The sequence below is a fragment of the Flavobacterium panacis genome (assembly GCF_024649945.1).
Taxonomy (GTDB): domain Bacteria; phylum Bacteroidota; class Bacteroidia; order Flavobacteriales; family Flavobacteriaceae; genus Flavobacterium; species Flavobacterium panacis.
In genome coordinates this window covers 185,553-205,397 of the sequence record NZ_JANKMS010000007.1, presented here as the reverse complement: position 1 = coordinate 205,397, position 19,845 = coordinate 185,553, and the positions used below count along the sequence as shown (strand labels likewise).

At 32.7% G+C, this 19,845-nt stretch carries 24 protein-coding genes; 16 read left to right on the top strand and 8 right to left on the bottom strand.

Annotation, left to right across the window (positions count from 1 at the left end; all coding sequences use genetic code 11):
• The first annotated feature begins 6 nt into the window (after nucleotides 1–6).
• The 13 genes from NQQ59_RS15955 (at nucleotide 7) to NQQ59_RS15895 (ending at nucleotide 11,119) form a co-directional block, all read left to right on the top strand.
• A complete protein-coding gene (locus NQQ59_RS15955) occupies nucleotides 7–573 on the top strand; it encodes an anthranilate synthase component II (protein ID WP_144218551.1) in 567 nt (188 codons plus the stop codon).
• Between the two features lie 80 nt (nucleotides 574–653).
• Nucleotides 654–1,646 (top strand): anthranilate phosphoribosyltransferase, encoded by a 993-nt coding sequence (trpD, locus tag NQQ59_RS15950; protein WP_144218549.1) that lies wholly within the window; start codon nucleotides 654–656, stop codon nucleotides 1,644–1,646.
• Between the two features lie 74 nt (nucleotides 1,647–1,720).
• Nucleotides 1,721–2,500, top strand: coding sequence for an indole-3-glycerol phosphate synthase TrpC (gene trpC / locus NQQ59_RS15945; RefSeq protein ID WP_144218547.1), 780 nt, complete (start codon nucleotides 1,721–1,723; stop codon nucleotides 2,498–2,500).
• 120 nt (nucleotides 2,501–2,620) lie between these two features.
• Nucleotides 2,621–3,253, top strand: coding sequence for a phosphoribosylanthranilate isomerase (locus NQQ59_RS15940; protein ID WP_144218545.1), 633 nt, complete (start codon nucleotides 2,621–2,623; stop codon nucleotides 3,251–3,253).
• Between the two features lie 12 nt (nucleotides 3,254–3,265).
• The gene (trpB, locus tag NQQ59_RS15935; protein WP_144218543.1) at nucleotides 3,266–4,447 is read left to right on the top strand and encodes a tryptophan synthase subunit beta; all 1,182 of its coding nucleotides are present in this window, start codon (nucleotides 3,266–3,268) and stop codon (nucleotides 4,445–4,447) included.
• Nucleotides 4,448–4,517: 70 nt separating this feature from the next.
• Nucleotides 4,518–4,838, top strand: a complete 321-nt coding sequence (locus tag NQQ59_RS15930) for a gamma-glutamylcyclotransferase family protein (RefSeq protein WP_144218541.1) — start codon at nucleotides 4,518–4,520, stop codon at nucleotides 4,836–4,838.
• Between the two features lie 69 nt (nucleotides 4,839–4,907).
• Nucleotides 4,908–5,669, top strand: a complete 762-nt coding sequence (trpA, locus tag NQQ59_RS15925; protein WP_144218539.1) for a tryptophan synthase subunit alpha — start codon at nucleotides 4,908–4,910, stop codon at nucleotides 5,667–5,669.
• A 123-nt stretch (nucleotides 5,670–5,792) separates the two neighbouring features.
• Nucleotides 5,793–6,035 (top strand): hypothetical protein, encoded by a 243-nt coding sequence (locus NQQ59_RS15920; protein ID WP_144218537.1) that lies wholly within the window; start codon nucleotides 5,793–5,795, stop codon nucleotides 6,033–6,035.
• Complete coding sequence (locus NQQ59_RS15915) at nucleotides 6,026–6,343, top strand: type II toxin-antitoxin system RelE/ParE family toxin (protein WP_144218535.1); 318 nt, start codon at nucleotides 6,026–6,028, stop codon at nucleotides 6,341–6,343. Before NQQ59_RS15920 ends, NQQ59_RS15915 begins: the two co-directional genes overlap by 10 nt.
• A gap of 150 nt (nucleotides 6,344–6,493) precedes the next feature.
• Nucleotides 6,494–7,123, top strand: coding sequence for a TetR/AcrR family transcriptional regulator (locus NQQ59_RS15910; RefSeq protein ID WP_144218533.1), 630 nt, complete (start codon nucleotides 6,494–6,496; stop codon nucleotides 7,121–7,123).
• Nucleotides 7,113–8,435, top strand: coding sequence for a TolC family protein (locus NQQ59_RS15905; protein ID WP_144218531.1), 1,323 nt, complete (start codon nucleotides 7,113–7,115; stop codon nucleotides 8,433–8,435). Before NQQ59_RS15910 ends, NQQ59_RS15905 begins: the two co-directional genes overlap by 11 nt.
• A gap of 12 nt (nucleotides 8,436–8,447) precedes the next feature.
• Nucleotides 8,448–9,527, top strand: coding sequence for an HlyD family secretion protein (locus tag NQQ59_RS15900; RefSeq protein ID WP_144218529.1), 1,080 nt, complete (start codon nucleotides 8,448–8,450; stop codon nucleotides 9,525–9,527).
• A gap of 5 nt (nucleotides 9,528–9,532) precedes the next feature.
• Complete coding sequence (locus NQQ59_RS15895; RefSeq protein ID WP_144218527.1) at nucleotides 9,533–11,119, top strand: MDR family MFS transporter; 1,587 nt, start codon at nucleotides 9,533–9,535, stop codon at nucleotides 11,117–11,119.
• A 69-nt stretch (nucleotides 11,120–11,188) separates the two neighbouring features.
• Here NQQ59_RS15895 and NQQ59_RS15890 read toward each other — a convergent pair whose 3' ends face one another.
• Nucleotides 11,189–11,626, bottom strand: a complete 438-nt coding sequence (locus tag NQQ59_RS15890; protein ID WP_144218525.1) for a hypothetical protein — start codon at nucleotides 11,624–11,626, stop codon at nucleotides 11,189–11,191.
• Nucleotides 11,627–11,658: 32 nt separating this feature from the next.
• Complete coding sequence (gene yaaA / locus NQQ59_RS15885) at nucleotides 11,659–12,417, bottom strand: peroxide stress protein YaaA (protein ID WP_144218523.1); 759 nt, start codon at nucleotides 12,415–12,417, stop codon at nucleotides 11,659–11,661.
• 609 nt (nucleotides 12,418–13,026) lie between these two features.
• Between yaaA and NQQ59_RS15880 the strand changes: the two genes are divergently transcribed.
• The 3 genes from NQQ59_RS15880 to NQQ59_RS15870 all read left to right on the top strand — a co-directional run bounded on the left by NQQ59_RS15880 (nucleotide 13,027) and on the right by NQQ59_RS15870 (nucleotide 16,227).
• The gene (locus NQQ59_RS15880; protein WP_144218521.1) at nucleotides 13,027–13,401 is read left to right on the top strand and encodes a GxxExxY protein; all 375 of its coding nucleotides are present in this window, start codon (nucleotides 13,027–13,029) and stop codon (nucleotides 13,399–13,401) included.
• A gap of 14 nt (nucleotides 13,402–13,415) precedes the next feature.
• Nucleotides 13,416–14,846, top strand: a complete 1,431-nt coding sequence (locus NQQ59_RS15875; RefSeq protein WP_186296631.1) for a CCA tRNA nucleotidyltransferase — start codon at nucleotides 13,416–13,418, stop codon at nucleotides 14,844–14,846.
• 355 nt (nucleotides 14,847–15,201) lie between these two features.
• A complete protein-coding gene (locus NQQ59_RS15870; RefSeq protein WP_144218519.1) occupies nucleotides 15,202–16,227 on the top strand; it encodes a COX15/CtaA family protein in 1,026 nt (341 codons plus the stop codon).
• A 114-nt stretch (nucleotides 16,228–16,341) separates the two neighbouring features.
• Here NQQ59_RS15870 and NQQ59_RS15865 read toward each other — a convergent pair whose 3' ends face one another.
• Genes NQQ59_RS15865 through NQQ59_RS15840 form a run of 6 tightly spaced genes read right to left on the bottom strand, consistent with a single transcriptional unit; the run spans nucleotide 16,342 to nucleotide 19,839 of the window.
• Nucleotides 16,342–17,109, bottom strand: a complete 768-nt coding sequence (locus NQQ59_RS15865; RefSeq protein WP_144218517.1) for a LytR/AlgR family response regulator transcription factor — start codon at nucleotides 17,107–17,109, stop codon at nucleotides 16,342–16,344.
• Nucleotides 17,110–17,148: 39 nt separating this feature from the next.
• Nucleotides 17,149–17,529, bottom strand: coding sequence for a 2TM domain-containing protein (locus NQQ59_RS15860; RefSeq protein ID WP_144218515.1), 381 nt, complete (start codon nucleotides 17,527–17,529; stop codon nucleotides 17,149–17,151).
• A gap of 16 nt (nucleotides 17,530–17,545) precedes the next feature.
• Nucleotides 17,546–17,863 (bottom strand): 2TM domain-containing protein, encoded by a 318-nt coding sequence (locus NQQ59_RS15855; protein WP_144218513.1) that lies wholly within the window; start codon nucleotides 17,861–17,863, stop codon nucleotides 17,546–17,548.
• On the bottom strand, nucleotides 17,854–18,183 hold the full coding sequence (locus NQQ59_RS15850) for a 2TM domain-containing protein (protein ID WP_144218511.1): 330 nt from the start codon (nucleotides 18,181–18,183) through the stop codon (nucleotides 17,854–17,856). Before NQQ59_RS15850 ends, NQQ59_RS15855 begins: the two co-directional genes overlap by 10 nt.
• On the bottom strand, nucleotides 18,164–18,487 hold the full coding sequence (locus tag NQQ59_RS15845; RefSeq protein WP_144218509.1) for a 2TM domain-containing protein: 324 nt from the start codon (nucleotides 18,485–18,487) through the stop codon (nucleotides 18,164–18,166). The genes NQQ59_RS15850 and NQQ59_RS15845 overlap by 20 nt, the downstream gene beginning before the upstream one ends.
• Nucleotides 18,487–19,839 carry a 2TM domain-containing protein gene (locus tag NQQ59_RS15840; protein ID WP_144218507.1) on the bottom strand — a complete coding sequence of 451 codons (1,353 nt, stop codon included), beginning with the start codon at nucleotides 19,837–19,839 and terminating at the stop codon, nucleotides 18,487–18,489. The genes NQQ59_RS15845 and NQQ59_RS15840 overlap by 1 nt, the downstream gene beginning before the upstream one ends.
• Nucleotides 19,840–19,845: the final 6 nt, after the last annotated feature.

The window sequence follows — 19,845 nt, the reverse complement described above, 5'->3', positions numbered from 1 at the left end:
AAAAAAATGAAAAAGATTTTAGTTATAGACAATTACGATAGTTTCACTTACAACTTAGTGCACTATTTAGAAGATTTAAACTGCGAAGTTACCGTTTACAGAAACGACGAATTTGATATTGATGAAATTGCATCTTTCGAGAAGATATTACTTTCTCCAGGACCTGGAATTCCAGATGAAGCAGGTTTATTAAAAGCAGTAATCGAAAAATACAGTCCAACAAAAAGTATTTTGGGAGTTTGTTTAGGACAACAAGCAATCGCAGAAGTTTTTGGCGGAACACTTTCAAACCTTGATAAAGTATATCATGGCGTAGCGACAAACGTAAAAACACTAGTTTCAGACGAAATTTTGTTTGAAGGTTTAGGAAATGAATTCGAAGTAGGAAGATACCATTCTTGGGTCGTAGACGCTAACTTACCAGAAGATTTAGAAGCAACTTCTGTTGACGAAAATGGTCAAATTATGTCTTTAAGACACAAAAATTACGATGTAAGAGGCGTTCAATTTCACCCAGAAAGTGTTTTAACACCAAACGGGAAAAGGATTTTAGAGAATTGGATTAATAGCTAGTAATCAGTCTCAGTTTACAGTCACAGTCACAGTAAAAACTTAGAATCTTAGTATCTCAGAACCTTAGCAACTTTAAAAGAATGAAAACTATATTAAACAAATTAATCAACCACGAAGTGCTTACCAAAGAAGAAGCAAAAAACGTATTGATTAATATTTCAAGCGGTCAGTATAATCCAAGTCAGATTTCGGCATTTTTGACTGTTTTTATGATGCGAAGCATTACAATTGATGAACTTTCTGGCTTTCGCGAAGCTTTATTAGAATTATGTATTCGTGTTGATTTATCAGCCTACAACACTATCGATTTATGCGGAACGGGTGGTGACGGAAAAGACACTTTCAACATTTCGACTTTAGCCTCTTTTGTTTCAGCAGGAGCTGGAATAAAAGTCGCAAAGCATGGAAATTACGGAGTTTCGTCTATTTCTGGATCAAGCAACGTGATGGAGAAAATGGGAATTAAATTTAGCAACGATCCTGCATTTCTAGAAAAATGTATTGATCAGGCAGGAATCTGCGTGTTACACGCTCCCCTATTTCACCCAGCTATGAAAAATGTTGGCCCAATTAGAAAAGAATTGGCTGTAAAAACCTTCTTTAATATGTTGGGGCCAATGGTAAATCCTGCATTTCCGCAGAATCAATTGGTTGGTGTTTTCAACTTAGAATTGGCAAGAATGTATGCTTATTTGTATCAAAATACAGATACGAATTTCACGATTTTACATTCGCTTGACGGATATGATGAAATTTCGTTAACTGGTCCAACCAAAACGATTTCTAACCATATGGAAGGAATGTTGAATCCAGAAGATTTTGGTGTTCGTCTTTTATCTCAAACAGAAATTGAAGGCGGAAAAACTATTGAAGAATCAGCAGAAATTTTCACCAACATCATTTCAGGAAAAGGAAACGAAGCCCAAAATAATGTGGTTTGTGCCAATGCTGCAATGGCAATTTCAACCGTTACAAAATGTTCTCCAAAAGAAGGTTTTGAATTAGCAAAAGAAAGTTTGCTATCAGGAAAAGGACATCAGGCATTGAAAAAATTACAAGAATTAAGTAAATAAAAAACAAACACAAATTTCACGAATTAGCACTAATAAAATTTGCGCCTTTGTGACTTCGTGGCAAAACAACAACAATGAACATTTTAGATAAAATAATAATAGACAAAAAACAAGAAGTGATTTTGAAGAAATCGATTATTCCGATTTCTCAGTTGGAAGCTTCAGTATTTTTTGGAAAGCAGACTATTTCTCTTAGTCAAAAATTAAAAGAAAGTAATTCTGGAATTATCGCAGAGCACAAACGTCGTTCTCCTTCAAAATCAATCATCAACAATAACTTTACCGTTGAAGAAGTAGTAAAAGGTTACGAAAACGCTGGTGCTTGCGGAATCTCAGTTTTAACAGACGGAAAATATTTTGGCGGATCATTAGACGATTTACTTTTAGCAAGAGCTTCCGTAAATATTCCGCTTTTACGAAAAGAATTTATTGTAGACGAATACCAAATTTTAGAAGCAAAAGCACACGGAGCCGATTTGATTTTGTTAATCGCTGCAGTTTTAACTCGCGAAGAAATCAAATCTTTATCTGAATTTGCTAAAAAATTAGGTTTAGAAGTTTTGTTAGAAGTTCATAATCAAGAAGAATTAGAAAAATCAATCATGCCGACTTTAGACATGATTGGCGTAAACAACAGAAACCTAAAAACATTCGAAGTAAGCTTAGATTTCAGTAAAGAATTGGCATCACAAATTCCGAATGATTTTGTAAAAGTTTCAGAAAGCGGAATTTCATCAGTAGAAGCCATTCAAGAATTAAAGCCTTATGGATACAAAGGTTTTTTAATTGGAGAAAACTTCATGAAAACAGATAATGCAGGTGTTGCAGCAACAGAATTTATCAGCAAACTGTAAAAAGTTTGCCACGAATTTCACAAATTACACTAATTCAATTCGTGGAAATTAGTGCAATTCGTGGCAAAAAAAAACAAAAACTTAGTGTCTTAGCGCCTTCGCGGCAAAAACAAAATAAAAATGAAACTCAAAATATGCGGCATGAAATATCCAGAAAATATCCTCGAAGTAGGCGCACTCCTACCCGATTATATGGGATTTATTTTCTGGGAAAAGTCCGCTAGATATTGCAATGGGAATATTCCCGAACTGATAAAAACAATCAAAAAAGTAGGCGTTTTTGTCAATCAAAATCAAGAAGAAATTCTTGAAAAAGTTGAAAAATACAATTTACAAGCCGTTCAATTACACGGTACAGAATCAGTTGAATTTATATCAGAATTAAAAAAACAATTGTCAAAGAAAATCGAAATCATTAAAGTATTTTCAGCAGATGAAAATTTCGATTTTGAAGTTATAAAACCTTTTGAAGAAATTGCAGATTATTTTCTGTTTGACACAAAAGGAAAACTTCCAGGCGGAAACGGAACAACTTTCGACTGGACAATCTTAAAAAAATACAATTCTAAAAAACCTTTCTTTTTGAGTGGTGGAATCGGAATGAACGAGTTAAAAGCTATTGAAGAAATTTCAAAAACCAATTTACCTATTTATGCAGTCGATGTAAATAGTAAATTTGAAATCGAACCAGGCCTAAAAAATAAAAACCTATTTAGCAATTTCAAACGCAAGTTTGATGTTGCCAACTTTTAAAATTTAAATAAAATGAGTTTTAACGTTAACGAAAAAGGGTATTACGGAGAATTTGGAGGAGCTTATATTCCTGAAATGTTATATCCAAACGTAGAAGAATTACGTCAGAAATATTTAAGTATAATGGACGAACCAGATTTTAAAGCTGAGTTCAATCAATTGCTTAAAGATTATGTTGGACGCCCAAGTCCGTTGTATTTTGCAAAACGTTTGTCTGAAAAATACAATACCAAAGTGTATCTAAAAAGAGAAGACTTAAACCACACTGGAGCACATAAAGTAAACAATACCATTGGGCAAATTTTATTGGCGAAACGTTTAGGCAAAAAGAGAATTATTGCCGAAACTGGAGCTGGACAACATGGGGTAGCGACAGCAACGGTTTGTGCTTTAATGGGAATCGAATGTATCGTTTATATGGGCGAAATTGATATTGCTCGTCAAGCGCCAAACGTAGCTCGTATGAAAATGTTAGGCGCAGAAGTTCGTCCGGCACTTTCGGGTTCAAGAACATTAAAAGACGCTACAAACGAGGCAATTCGTGATTGGATTAATAATCCTGTTGACACACATTATATCATCGGATCGGCGATTGGACCACATCCTTATCCAGATATGGTAACGCGTTTCCAGAGTATCATTTCGGAAGAAATCAAATGGCAATTGAAAGAAAAAGAAGGACGTGAAAATCCTGATTATGTAGTCGCTTGTATCGGTGGAGGAAGTAATGCTGCGGGAACGTATTATCACTTTTTGCACGAGCCAGAAGTTGGAATTATCGCCGTTGAAGCTGCCGGAAAAGGTGTTGACAGCGGACACAGTGCTGCAACAAGTAAATTAGGAAAAGTTGGTGTTATTCACGGTTGTAAAACCCTTTTAATGCAAACTCCAGATGGACAAATTACAGAACCATATTCTATTTCAGCAGGTTTGGATTATCCTGGAGTTGGACCTTTACACGCACATTTAGCACAAAGTGGAAGAGGAGAATTTTTCTCTGTAACTGATGATGACGCTATGAATGCAGGTCTTCAATTAACCAAATTAGAAGGAATTATTCCAGCAATTGAAAGTGCTCACGCCTTTGCTGTTTTAGATCAGAAAAAATTTAAACCTACAGATATTGTGGTGATCAGTCTTTCTGGTCGAGGTGATAAAGATTTAGATAATTATATAGATTACTTTAAATTGTAATAAAAATTGTAATTTGGACGTTCGGATCAAGCAATCCAAAACGCTAACAAATTAAGAGAAAATCATAATTATGGAACTATTATTCTCATACGGAACAATAAGATCGAAACAAATTCAAATGCAGATTTTTAATAAAGTTTTAGTTGGATCTCCAGATCAAATACTAGGTTTTAAACTTAAAAGTCTACAAATAGAAGAAGAATTTGGAATGGCAGATTATGTTGTGGCTGTACCAAGCGAAAGTCTAGAAGACATTATACACGGTGTTGTATTTGAAATTTCTAATCCAGAATTGTTAAAAGTGGATCAGTTTGAATCTAATTCATACAAAAGAGTTCAGGTAAAACTTCAATCTGGAAGAACGGCTTGGGTTTACACCGAAAATAAGTAATCGAAAATATATTACGATAAAAAATACCTGATCGATTTTTAAAATCGATCAGGATAAAGATACATACTAATGAACAGAATAACTCAGAAATTACAAGAAGATAAAAAAATACTATCCATCTATTTTTCTGCAGGATATCCAAATTTAAATGATACCGTGCAGATGATTCAGGATCTAGAAAAGAATGGCGTCGACTTAATCGAAATTGGACTTCCATTCAGTGATCCTTTGGCAGATGGGCCAACAATTCAGGCGAGTTCAACTCAGGCACTTCATAACGGAATGACCACTCAAATTCTTTTTGATCAGCTGAAGAACATCCGCGAAAGCGTAAAAATTCCGTTAATTATTATGGGATATTTTAATCCGATGTTACAATATGGCGTTGAAGCTTTCTGCAAAAAATGTGCTGAAATTGGAATTGACGGTTTAATTATTCCAGATCTTCCTGTTGATGTTTACGCAGATGAATACAAAGCCATTTTCGAAAAATATGGTTTAATCAATGTATTTTTGATTACGCCACAAACTTCAGATGAAAGAATTCGTTTTATTGACAGCGTTTCAAACGGATTTATCTATATGGTAAGCTCTGCAAGTGTTACGGGATCTCAAAGCGGTTTTGGAAATGTTCAAGAAGAATATTTTGAAAGAATATCAAATTTGAATTTAAAAAATCCTCAAATTGTTGGTTTCGGAATTTCAAATAAAGAAACTTTCAATCAAGCAACTAAATATGCAAAAGGAGCTATTATTGGAAGTGCTTTTATTAAACATTTAAGTGAAAACGGAAGCAAGAAAATAGCTGAGTTTGTCGGGGAAATTCGATAATCAATTCATAGAAAATAATTGAATACGGTATTTAAAAATAAATTTAAATACCGTTTTTTATTTTAAGAATCTGTAAACATAACCTTTTCAAATATTTTATACCTTTGAATAAAATCAATTATTATGGATTTAGAAGCTCGTAAAATATCATTTGTGCAAGAATTTTTGAGATTGCAAAATGAAGAAATAGTCCATCAGCTCGAAAAATTGCTTCATGAGCAAAAAGTACAATTACTAGATCTGGAAATGAAACCTATGAGTTTAGATCAATTTAATACTGAAATTGATCAATCTATAAATGATGTTGCTCATGGTCGAATTACCTCCGGTAAAGATTTAAAATCGAGAATTCAAAAATGGGATTAACTGTTTACTGGACCCAATTTGCCGAAGATAAGTTCACAGATATTTTTGAATATTATAAATACAAAGCAGGAATAAAAGTCGCAAAAGCATTAATAAATGGTTTAGTAGACTCTTCACTTTCACTTGAGTATAATGCTTATGGCGGTCAAAAAGAAGAACTTTTATCAGAAAGAATTCAGGATTTTAGGTATTTAATTTTTAAAAATTATAAAATAATCTACTGGATTGATGAATACAAAAATGTTGTTTATGTCACCAACGTATTTGACACCAGACAAAATCCTATCAAAATAAAATTAGACAAATAAATTCGTTAAGAGCTGAAATACCAAGTATTTCAGCTTTTTTTTGTTCCAAATTATCGAAACCGTTTTATGTTAATATTATGTTAAAACAAAATTAAACAAGTGTTTAAATTAAACAAGTGTTTAATTTTGCATCCGATTAGAAACACTACTATGTCAAACATCGAATTAAACGATAAAAAAATTCAGATTCTTAACGTAGCTGAGACGCTGTTTTCTGAGAAAGGATTTGAGGGAACATCGATACGGGACATTTCCAAAGAGGCAAAAATTAATATTGCCATGGTTTCGTATTATTTTGGTTCAAAAGAAAAGCTTTTAGAAGCCTTGATCTTTCATAAAACTGTTGATTTAAAACTGCAACTCGAAAATTTATTAAAGGAAAATCTAGAACCCCTTGAAAAAGTCAATAAATTAATCGAAATTTACATTAACAGAATTTGCCTTAACAAAGGGATTTACAGGGTTTTACATTTTGAATTAAACAATAAAAAAAGAGAAAAAAGCCTTCAGGCGTTCACAGATCTTAAAAAGGGAAATTTAAAGTCTGTTGAAAGCATTATCAAACAAGGTCAAACTGAAGGTGTTTTCAGGAAAGACATTAATATCCAGCTGATTACTCCGACAATTATTGGAACCTTTTTTCACTTTCACATGAATCGCTCTTTCTTCGAAGAATTACTGGATTTAAAAACAGAAGAAATGTTTAACAATTACATTAAAAACGATCTTACAAAGCACATTCAACAAACTATAAAAGCGCTACTTGTTTATGAAAATTAGTCAATTAATGCTCTTTGGAGTATTCTTTATCGGGATATCTTCAATAGAAGCACAAGAAAAAACAAGTTTAACCTTAGACGAAGCCGTAAAAATGGCCTGGGAAAAGAGTAACGAAGTTACACTTGCCAACACTAAGGTAAACACCAAAAAACACGAGTTAACAGCCGTGAAAAACAATCAGTATCCAGATCTTAAAATTTCTGGACAATATCAGCGCCTTACAAAAGCTTCGATTGACATGCACAACGAAGGTGAAAACGCAGCTACTTTAGCTTCTCCAGATCGTGCAATGTTAGGAATGGCAAATTTAAGTTTACCCATTTTTGCAGGATTTAAAATTCAAAGCAGCATAGATGCTTATGACAGCATGTATGAAGCTGAAACTGCTACGGCTGCAAAAACTAAAGAGGATGTTGCTTTAAGAGTAATTACGTATTACACGGCTTTATACAAAGCTCAAAAAACTTTGGACGTTTTAAACGAAAACCAAAAAAGTGCTAAGCAGCGTGTAACTGATTTTACAGAATTAGAGAAAAACGGAATTATTCCGAGAAACGATTTGTTGAAAGCGCAATTATTAGTTTCAAAAACTCAATTATCTATTGATGAAGCTACTAACAACTTAAACAATATCAATTTTTATTTAACGACTTTACTTAAATTAGCTCCAGAAACAAAGCTTCAGGTTAACGAAGATGATTTCTTTAATTTAAAAACAAATAATGCTCCAACAACAGATGCATTGGCGCTTGAAAGTAGAAAAGATTTAGAGGCGATTCGTTTGCAATCTAAAGCTTCTGAAGCAAATATTCGAATTGCAAAAGCAGCTTATTATCCAACGCTTTCATTACTTGGAGGATACACTGCTTTAGATCTTAAAGACATTATTACTGTAAAATATGCAATGAATTTTGGTTTAGGTTTATCTTATGATTTATCTGGAATTCTAAAAAACAGCGCTCACGTAAAAGAAGCTGAAAGTAGAGCGTTGGAAGTAAAAAATACTGAGGCTATCATGACAGACCGTATTAAAGTTGAAGTTCAGAAATCTCTTGAAGACTATGATTTAGCAATCAACCAAAGTGTGGTTTACAATGAAGCACTTCAACAAGCGGCTGAAAATTACAGATTGGTAAAAGATAAGTTCGACAATGGTCTAGCTGACACTAATGATTTGGTTGAAGCAGATGTTGAACATTTAAGTGCCAAAATCAATACAGCTGTATCTAAGGCTACAATAATTCAAAAGTATTACGAATTACTTTCAGTATCAGGACAATTATCACAATCATTCAATCTTTCTAAAATATAATCGACAGCTCTCATGGAAAAGAAAAAGACAAATAAAAAATTCATCATCATACTAGCCGTTTTGGTTTTAGGGGGAGGAACTTACGGAATATCTAAATACTTACACGCTCAAGCACACGAAGAAACGGATGATGCTCAAATTGAGAAAAGAATGAATCCGATTATTCCGAGAGTTTCAGGATATATCAGCAAAGTTTTTGTGAAAGATAATGATTATGTAAAAAAAGGAGATACTCTGTTTACTATCGATAAAAGAGATTACCAATTAAAAATTGATGAAGCAAATGCTGCTTTATTAGGAGCTGAAGGTCAGTTTGAAGCTGCAAAAGCTGATATCGGAAGTGCTTATGCAAGTATTTCTGTTTCAGATGCTCAAATGAGATCTGCAAGCGGTTCTATCGAAAGCGCAAGAATTAGATTGAGACAGCTTACAAACGATTTTAACCGTTACAACAACTTGTACAAAACACATACTATTACAAAGCAACAATTCGAGCAGGCTCAGGCAGCAAAAGATGAGGCAGAAAACCAAGTACGTGTTTTAGAACAACAACAAAAAGCTACTTCTTACCAAAAATCAGTTATTCAGTCAAAATCTAAAGTTTCTGACAAACAAACAGAAGTTGCTGCTGCAAACATCAAAAAAGCAAAAACAATGCTTGACGTTGCACATTTAAACTTAAGCTACACAGTAGTTACAGCTGCAATTGATGGTCAGGTTTCTAAAGTTGATATTCAGCCAGGACAATTAGTTCAGCCAGGACAATCTTTATTCTACATCATCAACAATAGTGAAGCTTGGGTTGTAGCTAACTTTAAAGAAACACAGTTAAACAAAATGGTGATAGGACAAAAAGTAAGTCTAAAAGTAGATGCTTACCCAAACTATGAGTTTAAAGGAACTGTAACTTCATTTTCACCTGCTACAGGATCTCGTTTTTCATTATTACCTCCTGATAATGCAACAGGAAACTTCGTAAAAACAATTCAGAGATTACCAGTAAAAATTAGTATCGACCAATCAAACGATCCTGAAAAAGTAAAACTTTTAAGACCAGGTATGAACGTTGACGTTGATGTACATTTGAAATAATATAAATGGCAGCAGCAGTACAAGACGACGATTTAGTAGAATACGGTTTCAGACGTGTTATCATTACGATTACAGCAGTGCTTTGTGCACTGTTGGAAATTGTAGATACGACGATTGTAAACGTAGCGCTGACAGACATGCGCGGAAGTCTTGGAGCTACCTTGACCGATGTGGCATGGGTAATTACAGCATACGCAATTGCGAATGTTATTGTAATTCCGATGACGAGCTGGCTATCACAGCAATTTGGAAGACGTAATTATTTTGTGGCTTCCATTATAATATTTACAGTCTGCTCTTTTTTGTGTGGTAACGCCACTAATATTTGGGAACTTGTAGCCTTCCGATTCGTACAAGGTATGGGTGGTGGAGCGTTACTTGTAACAGCCCAAACGATTATTACAGAAAGTTATCCCGTGGCAAAACGTGGAATGGCACAGGCTATTTACGGAATGGGTGTAATTGTTGGTCCAACTCTTGGTCCGCCTTTGGGAGGTTATTTAGTAGATAACTATTCTTGGCCTTATATTTTCTATATCAATATTCCTTTAGGGATTATTGCTACTATTTTGGCATTAACTTTTGTTAGAAGTCCAAAATATGGAGAGAAACTAAAAGCCAATCAGGTTGACTGGTGGGGAATTATCTTATTAAGTACTTTTATTGGATCTTTACAATTCGTATTAGAACATGGACAGCAGGACGACTGGTTTAATGATTCGCTAATTGTAACATTAAGTGTTGTGACCGTTCTTGGATTGGTTTTATTTATCTGGAGAGAGCTTACTTATAAACATCCAATCGTAAATTTAAGTGTTTTAAAAGATGGAAATTTAAGAATTGGAACCATAATGTGTTTTATTCTTGGTTTTGGTTTATACGGATCAACATTGATTATCCCAATTTATACGCAGTCAATTTTAGGATGGACAGCAACTGATGCCGGTTTATTATTAATTCCGGGATCTATCACAACAGCCTTTATGATGCCGTTTGTGGGTAATATGATTCAGAAAGGTGTACCTCAGGGTTATATGGTTGGAGTAGGATTTTTAATTTTCTTCTTCTTTACTTTTATGATGTACAGCCGAATGACACCAGACACTGGTGTTGAACATATGTATTGGCCTTTAATTTTAAGAGGAATTGGTTTAGGATTACTTTTCGTTCCTATCACGACTCTTTCTCTTTCTACTTTAAAAGGAAAACAAATTGGTGAAGGAGCAGCATTTACCGGAATGATGCGTCAGTTAGGTGGTTCTTTTGGTATTGCAATTATTACCACTTTCATCACACGTTTCAGTCAGTCACATCGAGTGGATTTAATTAACAATTTAGATCCAGCAAAATTCGAAGTGCAGCAACGAATTGCAGGAATGCAACACGCTTTTATGGCAAAAGGATATAGCGCCGATGTAGCTTTGAAAAAAGCGTATCAGGCAATCGAAATGTCAGTCATGAAACAAAGTACTGTAATGGCTTATATGGATATCTTCCTGTATCTTGGAATTATGTTTTTATGCTGTATTCCGATTATCCTTTTCATTAAAAAAGGAAAAAACAAGGTTAATCCCGCAGATGCGATGCATTAATATTTTAATAATTATTTATAATACGAAAAAGCCGAGTTTACTTTCCTGTAACTCGGCTTTTTATTTGTTTTATTTTTTCTCTTGAATAATCCTGTATCTTTTATCTTCTATAAATAACTCTTTGGGTGTCATCTTATCATCAAACTCAAATAATAAGATACGATCTATTTCTTTTTGAGGTTTAATTTTTGTCGCAGCGCTTACAAAATATCCTTGAAAACTATGAAATCGATATAAACTATCTTGTTCAGTCGAAATATAAACATCCTCAAAATTGAAAACACAATTTTTGGTTCCCTCATTTTTCAGAGTTACTTTAAGTTTTACAAATTTCATTCCTTCCCGTGCCTCAATCAATGAAGCTCCAAGAGGACCATTTGCCTGCCCAGGAATAATGTAATCTTCTGATATTTTTTTAAATTTAATGGTTAAGCCTTCAACATTGCTTTGACTAAATAAATTGGAAACAAAAAGGATATTAATAAAAAAGATAAAATATAATTTCATTGAAAATTTAAAAATTTAGAAAACTCAAAAACCTATCTCGTAAAAACCAAATGATTCCCTTTCGAAAGATTGGCATCAAACTTATATCCTTCGTAGTCAAAACCTTTTAAATCCTCTATAGTTTCCGCATTGGTATCGATAATATAACGAACCATCATACCTCTCGCCTTTTTAGCAAAGAAACTGATCATTTTTAGTTTTCCATCTTTGTAATCTTTAAAATCTGGAGTAATTACTGGAACTTTCAAAGCTTTCACATCAACAGCAGAGAAATATTCATTACTCGCTAAATTCACGAATAATTCGTCTTTTTTTAATTCTTTGTTTAAAGCTTTTGTTACAGTTGGTTTCCAGAATTCATGAAGGTTTTTAGATTCTGCAACCGGCATTTTAGTTCCCATTTCTAAACGGTATGCCTGCATTAAATCTAAAGGTTTTAAAAGTCCATAAAGACCTGATAAAATTCGAAGTTTATCTTGTAAAACATCTAATTTATCCAACGGAATTGAATAAGCATCTAAACCTGTATAAACATCACCATCGAAAGTATAAACTGCCGGACGCGCATTTTCTGGTGTAAAAGGTGTTTTCCAATCCTGATTTCTTTTCCAGTTTAAATCGGCTAATTTGTCTGAAATAGACATTAATTCTGACAATTCAGCTGGCTTTTTTTGTTTTACTACTTTATGAACCACTCTCGCTTCTTTTAAGAATGAAGGTTCTGTATATTGAGATGTTGGTAATTCTTTTTCGAAATTCAATGATTTCGCTGGAGATATAACAATTTTCATTTGTACGTTTTTCTATGATCCAAAAATACAAATTGAAATTCTAAAAACAGATTATCATAATTGATTTGTTCTATGTGTGTATATTTTTTTTTCGCCACTAATTCACGAATTTTTTTTTTACAATCTTTGAGTTTAGTTTCGAATGAATTCGTGTAATTCATCGCACAAATTTATTCGAAATAATTAAAATTAATTCGTGAATTAGTGGCGGAAAATTTAGATCACGGCAAAAATCACAAATTTATTTTTTAAAATCTTTGAGTATAATTTCGGATGAATTCGTGTAATTCATCGCACGAATTTATTCGAAATGATTAAAATTAATTCGTGAATTCGTGGCGGAAAATTTAGATTAATCCGTATAGTTCCCCCTCCCCTGTTTTTTATTTTCATAAAATTCAATTGAAAAATTGTGAATTTATTCAAAAAAGTCAACGATAGATTATAAAAGGCATTTTGTATGTTGTAAATTTGCAACCATAAAATTCCAAAAACATTTTCAATACAAAATTGAAAGTTGTATTCTAAATAATAGCCACAGATTCACGAATTAACTTTTTAAAATTAATTAGAAAAATTCGTGAATTCGTGGCGGAAAAAATTTAGATCATGACAAAAATATTGTATCAGCAGGAAAGCTATCAGATAATGGGAATTTTATTTGATGTTCATAGAAATTTAGGTGGAGGTTTTTCTGAAATTGTATATAAAGATGCTTTAGAATATGAGTTCAAGAAAGCCAATATTCCATTTGAAAGAGAAAAAGAATATTTGGTAAACTATAAAGACATTATATTAGATCATAAGTTTTATGCTGATTTTGTTTTGTTTGATCAAATCATACTTGAAATAAAATCAAGTGATTTTTTGCATCCAAAATACATCTCACAATGTCTTAATTATCTAAAAGTTTCCAAAAATAAGTTAGCAATTTTAGCAAACTTTAATTCTACCTCACTTGAACATAAACGTATTATTTTATAAAAATTAGTGAATTCGTGGCTATACAAACAAACTATAAATCTGCTTTAAAAAACAAAATCTTCGATATCATTTCGAAAGCTTCTCAGGAATTGAACGTTGACTCGTATGTGATCGGCGGATTTGTTCGTGATTTGCTTTTAAATCGAGGTTCGAAAAAAGATATCGACGTTGTAGCAGTTGGAAGCGGCATTGAATTAGCGCTTAAAGTTTCTGATTTACTTCCAAACAAACCGAAAGTTCAGGTTTTCAAAAGTTATGGAACTGCAATGCTTCGCTTTGAAGATACAGATATTGAATTCGTAGGCGCAAGAAAAGAATCTTATAGCCGTGATAGCCGAAATCCGATTGTAGAAAACGGAACTTTGCAAGACGATCAAAATCGTCGTGATTTTACGATCAATGCTTTTGCCTTGTCTTTAAACCAAAATAATTTCGGAGATCTTTTAGATCCTTTTAATGGCTTAACAGATTTAGAAACTAAAACAATCAAAACGCCTTTGGATCCAGATATTACCTATTCTGATGACCCATTGAGAATGCTTCGTGCAATTCGTTTTGCGACTCAATTGAATTTTGAGATTGAAGAAAATTCATTGAATGCCATCACAAAAAATGCTGATCGTATTAAAATTATTTCTGGCGAAAGAATCGTTGACGAATTAAACAAAATCCTTTCTACACCAAAACCTTCAATAGGATTTTTACTTTTATACAAAACAGGACTTTTGGATATTATTTTACCTGAATTAACCGCTTTGAATCAGGTTGAAGAAATTGAAGGCCATACGCATAAAAATAACTTTTACCATACGTTGGAAGTTGTCGATAATATTTGTCCAAATACAGATGATGTTTGGTTGCGTTGGTCGGCATTATTGCATGATATTGGAAAAGCGCCAACCAAACGTTTCACTAAAAAACAAGGATGGACTTTTCACGGTCATGAATTTCTTGGCGGAAAAATGGCTAAGAAAATCTTCGAACGTCTACACATGCCTTTGAACCATAAAATGAAGTTTGTTCAGAAAATGGTTATCATGAGTTCGCGTCCGATTGTTTTGGCTCAGGATATTGTGACTGATAGTGCAGTTCGTCGTTTGGTTTTTGATGCGGGTGAAGATGTAGAAGATTTAATGACTTTATGTGAAGCCGACATCACAACCAAAAATCCTGCGAAATTCAAAAAGTATCATAAAAACTTCGAAGTTGTCCGCAAGAAAATTGTTGAAGTTGAAGAACGAGATCACGTTCGTAATTTCCAACCTCCAATTACTGGAGAAGAAATTATGGAAATGTTTGATTTGAAACCTTCGCGCGAAATCGGAATTTTAAAAGAAGCGGTAAAAGAAGCTATTTTAGAAGGAGATATTCCAAATGAATATCAAGCGGCTTATGATTTTGTGATTAAGAGAGCTGAGAAATTAAATCTAACGCTTAAGAAGTAATGGATACTATCGGCTTTATTTTATTACTGACTATCGTAATTATAATAGTTTTATCAAATATTCTTTTTTTTAAAAGACTCAAAAACAATCAGAAGCGTTTTAAATATATTCTTATATTTTTCTTTTTCTGCATTGTTTCAATTTTTGTTTCTGGCATTTTAACTTATGCATTTGAACAAAATTTATTGATAAATACTTTCAAAATTGAAATCAATCATGGTTATGCTAGTCGAATTATTAAATCAATTATAGCATTTACTTTAAATATTATAACAAACTATTATTTTGCTAAATTCTATTTAAAAAGAATTTCCAAAACAAAAAACAAAAACGAAATCGAATTAATCGGAAAAGAATGAAAAAAGAGAATAAATCAGTAATCATTTGGTTACTATCAGGTTGTGTTTTATTATTTTTAATGGTTGTCGTGGGCGGCATCACACGTTTAACTAATTCAGGTTTATCTATGACCGACTGGCATTTGGTAACCGATACGTTTCCACCTTTAACAGAAGCCAAATGGCAAGCTGCTTTTGACGAATACAAAAAATTTCCAGAATATCAGAAAATCAATATCCACAACGATTTTCAATTAGCAGATTATAAATTCATTTACTTCTGGGAATGGTTCCACCGTTTTATCGGTCGTATTATTGGTTTGGTTTTCTTTGTACCCTTTGTTTACTTTTTAGCTAAAAAGAAATTAGATACAGACACGATCAAAAAATGTATCGTGCTTTTGGCAATGGGAGGTTTCCAGGGATTCTTAGGATGGTTTATGGTAAGAAGCGGTTTAATTGATAATCCAGATGTGAGCCATTTTAGACTTTCACTACACTTAACTTTTGCCTTTATCACTTTTGCCTATACACTTTGGGTGGCATTGGATTTAATTTATCCCGAAAGAAATATCAATAAGATTTTACCACTTCGTAAAATTGCTCGTTTTGCTTTAGTTGCTTTATTAATCCAGATTATTTACGGCGGATTTGTAGCTGGTTTAAATGCAGGATTAATTCACAATCACTGGCCTTTAATGAGCGACGGAGAATTTATTCACGAATCGGTTTTTATTGAGCAGTCTTCTTTAATCAAAAATTTAATTGAAGGAAAAAGTGGGGTTCAGTTTGTACACAGAACTTTTGCTTATGTAGTAGTTGCGATTATTCTTTTCCTTTTCTTCAAAAGCAAAAAATATACGCTTACTAAAACTCAGGCGAATGGAATTAACTTATTAGTTATTTTTGTTTTCATTCAATTTTTACTTGGCGTTTTCACTTTATTATACAGCGTACCTTTGGCTTTAGGATTAATTCACCAAATTATGGCATTTTTCCTTTTGAGTGCGATGACATTTACTTTGCATCGTTTGAGTAAATAATCAATAGATTTTAGATACAAAAAAGGGGCGAAAATTTTTCGTCCCTTTTTTTATTATTATATTTTACATAAAACTCTTTCTTCTCACATCTTTTTTCTTTCTTCTAACAAAAAATTATCCCAACCATGTCTTAAAATCCTGCACTTTTTCGCGGCTTACAATAACCTCATCTTCTTTGTAACTTGGTAAAATCACTTTTAAACGGGAATTGGTATATACCTGAATTTCTTTAATTGCTTTTAATGGCACAATAAATTTTCTGCTTACGCGAAAGAAATCCTTCTTGTCTAATTCTTGTTCTAAAATCTCCAAAGTAGAATCGATTAAATAATCACGATTCTCGTAAGTATGAATATAAGTTCCTTTGTTTTCACTAAAAAAACATTCGATTTCTTCAGTTGTAATAACTTTTAAATGTTGTCCTATTTTAACCGTAAATCGCTTTTTATAGGTTTTCTCAAATGGATTGGAAAGCATTTGGCGAATTTGTTCAAAATCCAATTGCAAGTTAGAATTTCCTCCTGTTGATTGAGGAATTCTCGATTTATATTTAGAAACAGCAGTTTCCAGATCATCTTCGTCAATTGGTTTTAAAAGATAATCAATGCTATTCAATTTAAAAGCTTTTAATGCATATTCATCATAAGCCGTTGTAAAAATGATAGCACTTTTAATATCAATTTTTTCAAAAATTTCAAATGAAAGCCCATCAGACAATTGAATATCTAGAAAAATTAAATCGGGATGCGAATTATTCTCAAACCATTCGATAGATTCTTCAACAGAATGAAGCATGGTTTCTACCTTTACATCCAACTTTTCAAGTTTTCTTTGCAGTAATCTCGCTGCTGGTTTTTCGTCTTCTATAATTAAAGTGACCATTTATTAAATTATGATATTTGAAAAAATATTAGTTTAAAGTTATTCCCATTTATTTTTGTTTGAATTCTCTTTGTCCATATATTTTTGAATTTTTCTTTGTTCCCAATCTGAACTAAAAAACAAATCCGATCCAAAAACAGACAATCCGTGTGCTACTAAACCAATTCCCCAAAAGAATGCAGTCGAATACGTATGCCATTGAGACAAACCGCTAAAATCAACTCCTCCGTGTAAATTATCTCTAGTTAAACTCGATACAATAATGATCAAATTTACGATAATGTACACTTTCAAATGCGAGTAAAAACCCTTTATTTTTTTTACTTTTTTGTATGCTGCGTTGTAACTTTCGTCATTGCTATATTCACCTGAATGCTGGCTCGTGTATTCCTCGTACATATTTCTTCTAAAACGTCCCATAATATCTTTTATAAAATTATTTCCACTTATTTTTATTCTCTTTTTCCTTCTCCATAAATTCCTGGATCTTTCTTTCTTCCCACTCTTTGCCCATTCCCGGAAAAACTTCAAAAACTTTTAATCCGTGAAAAACTACTCCAACTCCCCACCATAATAATGGCCAGAAAAACCATAAATACTGTGGTGAAGTATATAAATTAATGAAAATCAAAATAGCATTTACTAATACGTAAGAAACCAAATTCCCATAAAAACCTTTAATATTTTCGACTTTCTTTTTAGCCTCGATATATCTTTCCTCTTCGCTTAACTTCCTTTCCATGATTATTCCCATTTTTGTTTTTTATATTTTTTTTCTAAGATGCTTCTCATTTTACGCTGTTCCCATTGTTGTCCAAAAATTTTATAAGAGGTAAACAAATCAATTGCTGAACCCAATATTACAGCCGACCAAATAATCATCACCACCCAATTGATATATTTTATTGGAATAAAATGAAGTGGCAGATTGGTATATTCTTTCAAAAGAAATACAATCATGACAATCGCATAAACCACTAAATGATTATAAAATGATTTCAGCTGATGTACTTTTTTGCTTGCTAATTCTTTCAGAATAGCTTGCTCCTGATCGTTACTCAAATTTGTCTTCATTGCTTTCAAATCTGCGTTTATCTTCTTTTTCTAAAAGTTCCTGGATTTTTTTGGCTTCCCATTTTTTATTAAAAAAAGGTGGAAATTCAAAAGCTTTTAATCCATGTAAAACTATCGCTATTCCCCATCCCATCACCGACCAAATCCACCAGAGATATTCTGGAGAAACCATATAATTAACCACAATTACAATCGGATTACACAAAACATAAACGGTAAGATGCTCGTAAAATCCTCTTAATTCTTTTACTTTTTTCTGAGCATCATAATAACGATCCGCTTCAGTAAAATCTTTTTCAGTCATTATTTCCATGTTTTTTGTTTATTATCTCTTTCTAAAATTTCTCGAATTTTTCGTTCTTCCCAATCTGAACTGTAACCGAAAACTTTAAAAGCATGCATAGCGACTCCAAATCCCCAACCTAAAGCAGAAAACCAAAACCATTGAAATCCTGGTGAGAATCTTAGATTAATAAAAACCAGAAACGGAATCACACAACAATATGAAATCACATTTCCATAAAAACCTTTTAATTCTTGTACTCTTTTTTTAGCTCTATAATAGGCTTTTGCTTCGTCGGTATATTCTGTACTCATTTCCATAACCGCAATTTGTTTCGTTAAAATTGGAATCTTCACCGTAAAATTCTTTTCATCTTGTTCAATCTGCACTTTTCGGTCGGTTATAATTCCATATCGATTTACAATATTCTGCAATCCAACACCTTGTCTGTCCTGCAAAACTTCTTTCTTCTGAAGATCATTTTGAATGGCTAAATAATCTCCGTCAATAAATATTCTAATGTGTAGCGGTTTTTGCTCGCTTACAATATTGTGTTTTACTGTATTCTCTAACAAAAGTTGCAAGGAAAGCGGCACCACTTTCGCTTCTGGATTGATGTTATCACTTGGTAATTCGTAAAACAAACTATTTTCGAAACGCATTTTCAGCAGATTCATGTAGGTTTTTGCGAATGACAATTCATCTTCAACAGAAACCAATTCTTTGTCTTTTTGTTCTAAAACATATCGATAAACTTTAGACAAAGAAGTCGTAAAACGTTGCGCATTATCCGGATTCTCTTCAATCAAAGAACTTAAAACATTCAAACTATTAAACAAGAAATGCGGATCAATCTGATTTTTTAAGCTTTCAAATTTTGCACTTGCCGTTCCTGCAATAATTTTTTGCTGTGTGATTTCAAATTTCGAAGCCTTTTTCCATTTAACCATGAAACTTCTGGCTTGCATGAAAGTCGAAACTCCAAGAGATAAAATGACATAAAAAAGGTGAACCCAAATCATTCTTGCTCCAAAAAACACCTCTAAAGTTACATCCTGCAAAACCACAAAAATGAAATAGTTGATGGCTAAAACGACAGGAACTGTGTATAAAACGGTTACTAAAATTCCGTAATAAACTCTAAGATTTGTTTGCTCCAGCCAATCCCATTTTCTATCTAACAGCACATTTAGAAAACCGTTACCAAAGCCTAATCCGAAGGAATAGAGACAGCTTATAAAAAAGGTTAAAAGAACATTCCTAACATTTAAGTCATCTCCTAAAGAAGCTGAAAATATTATAGCAAAGACCATTGAAATCTTTAGACAAACTATTGTTCCACTTTTTAGATCGGTAAATGTTCTTTCTTTCATTATAAA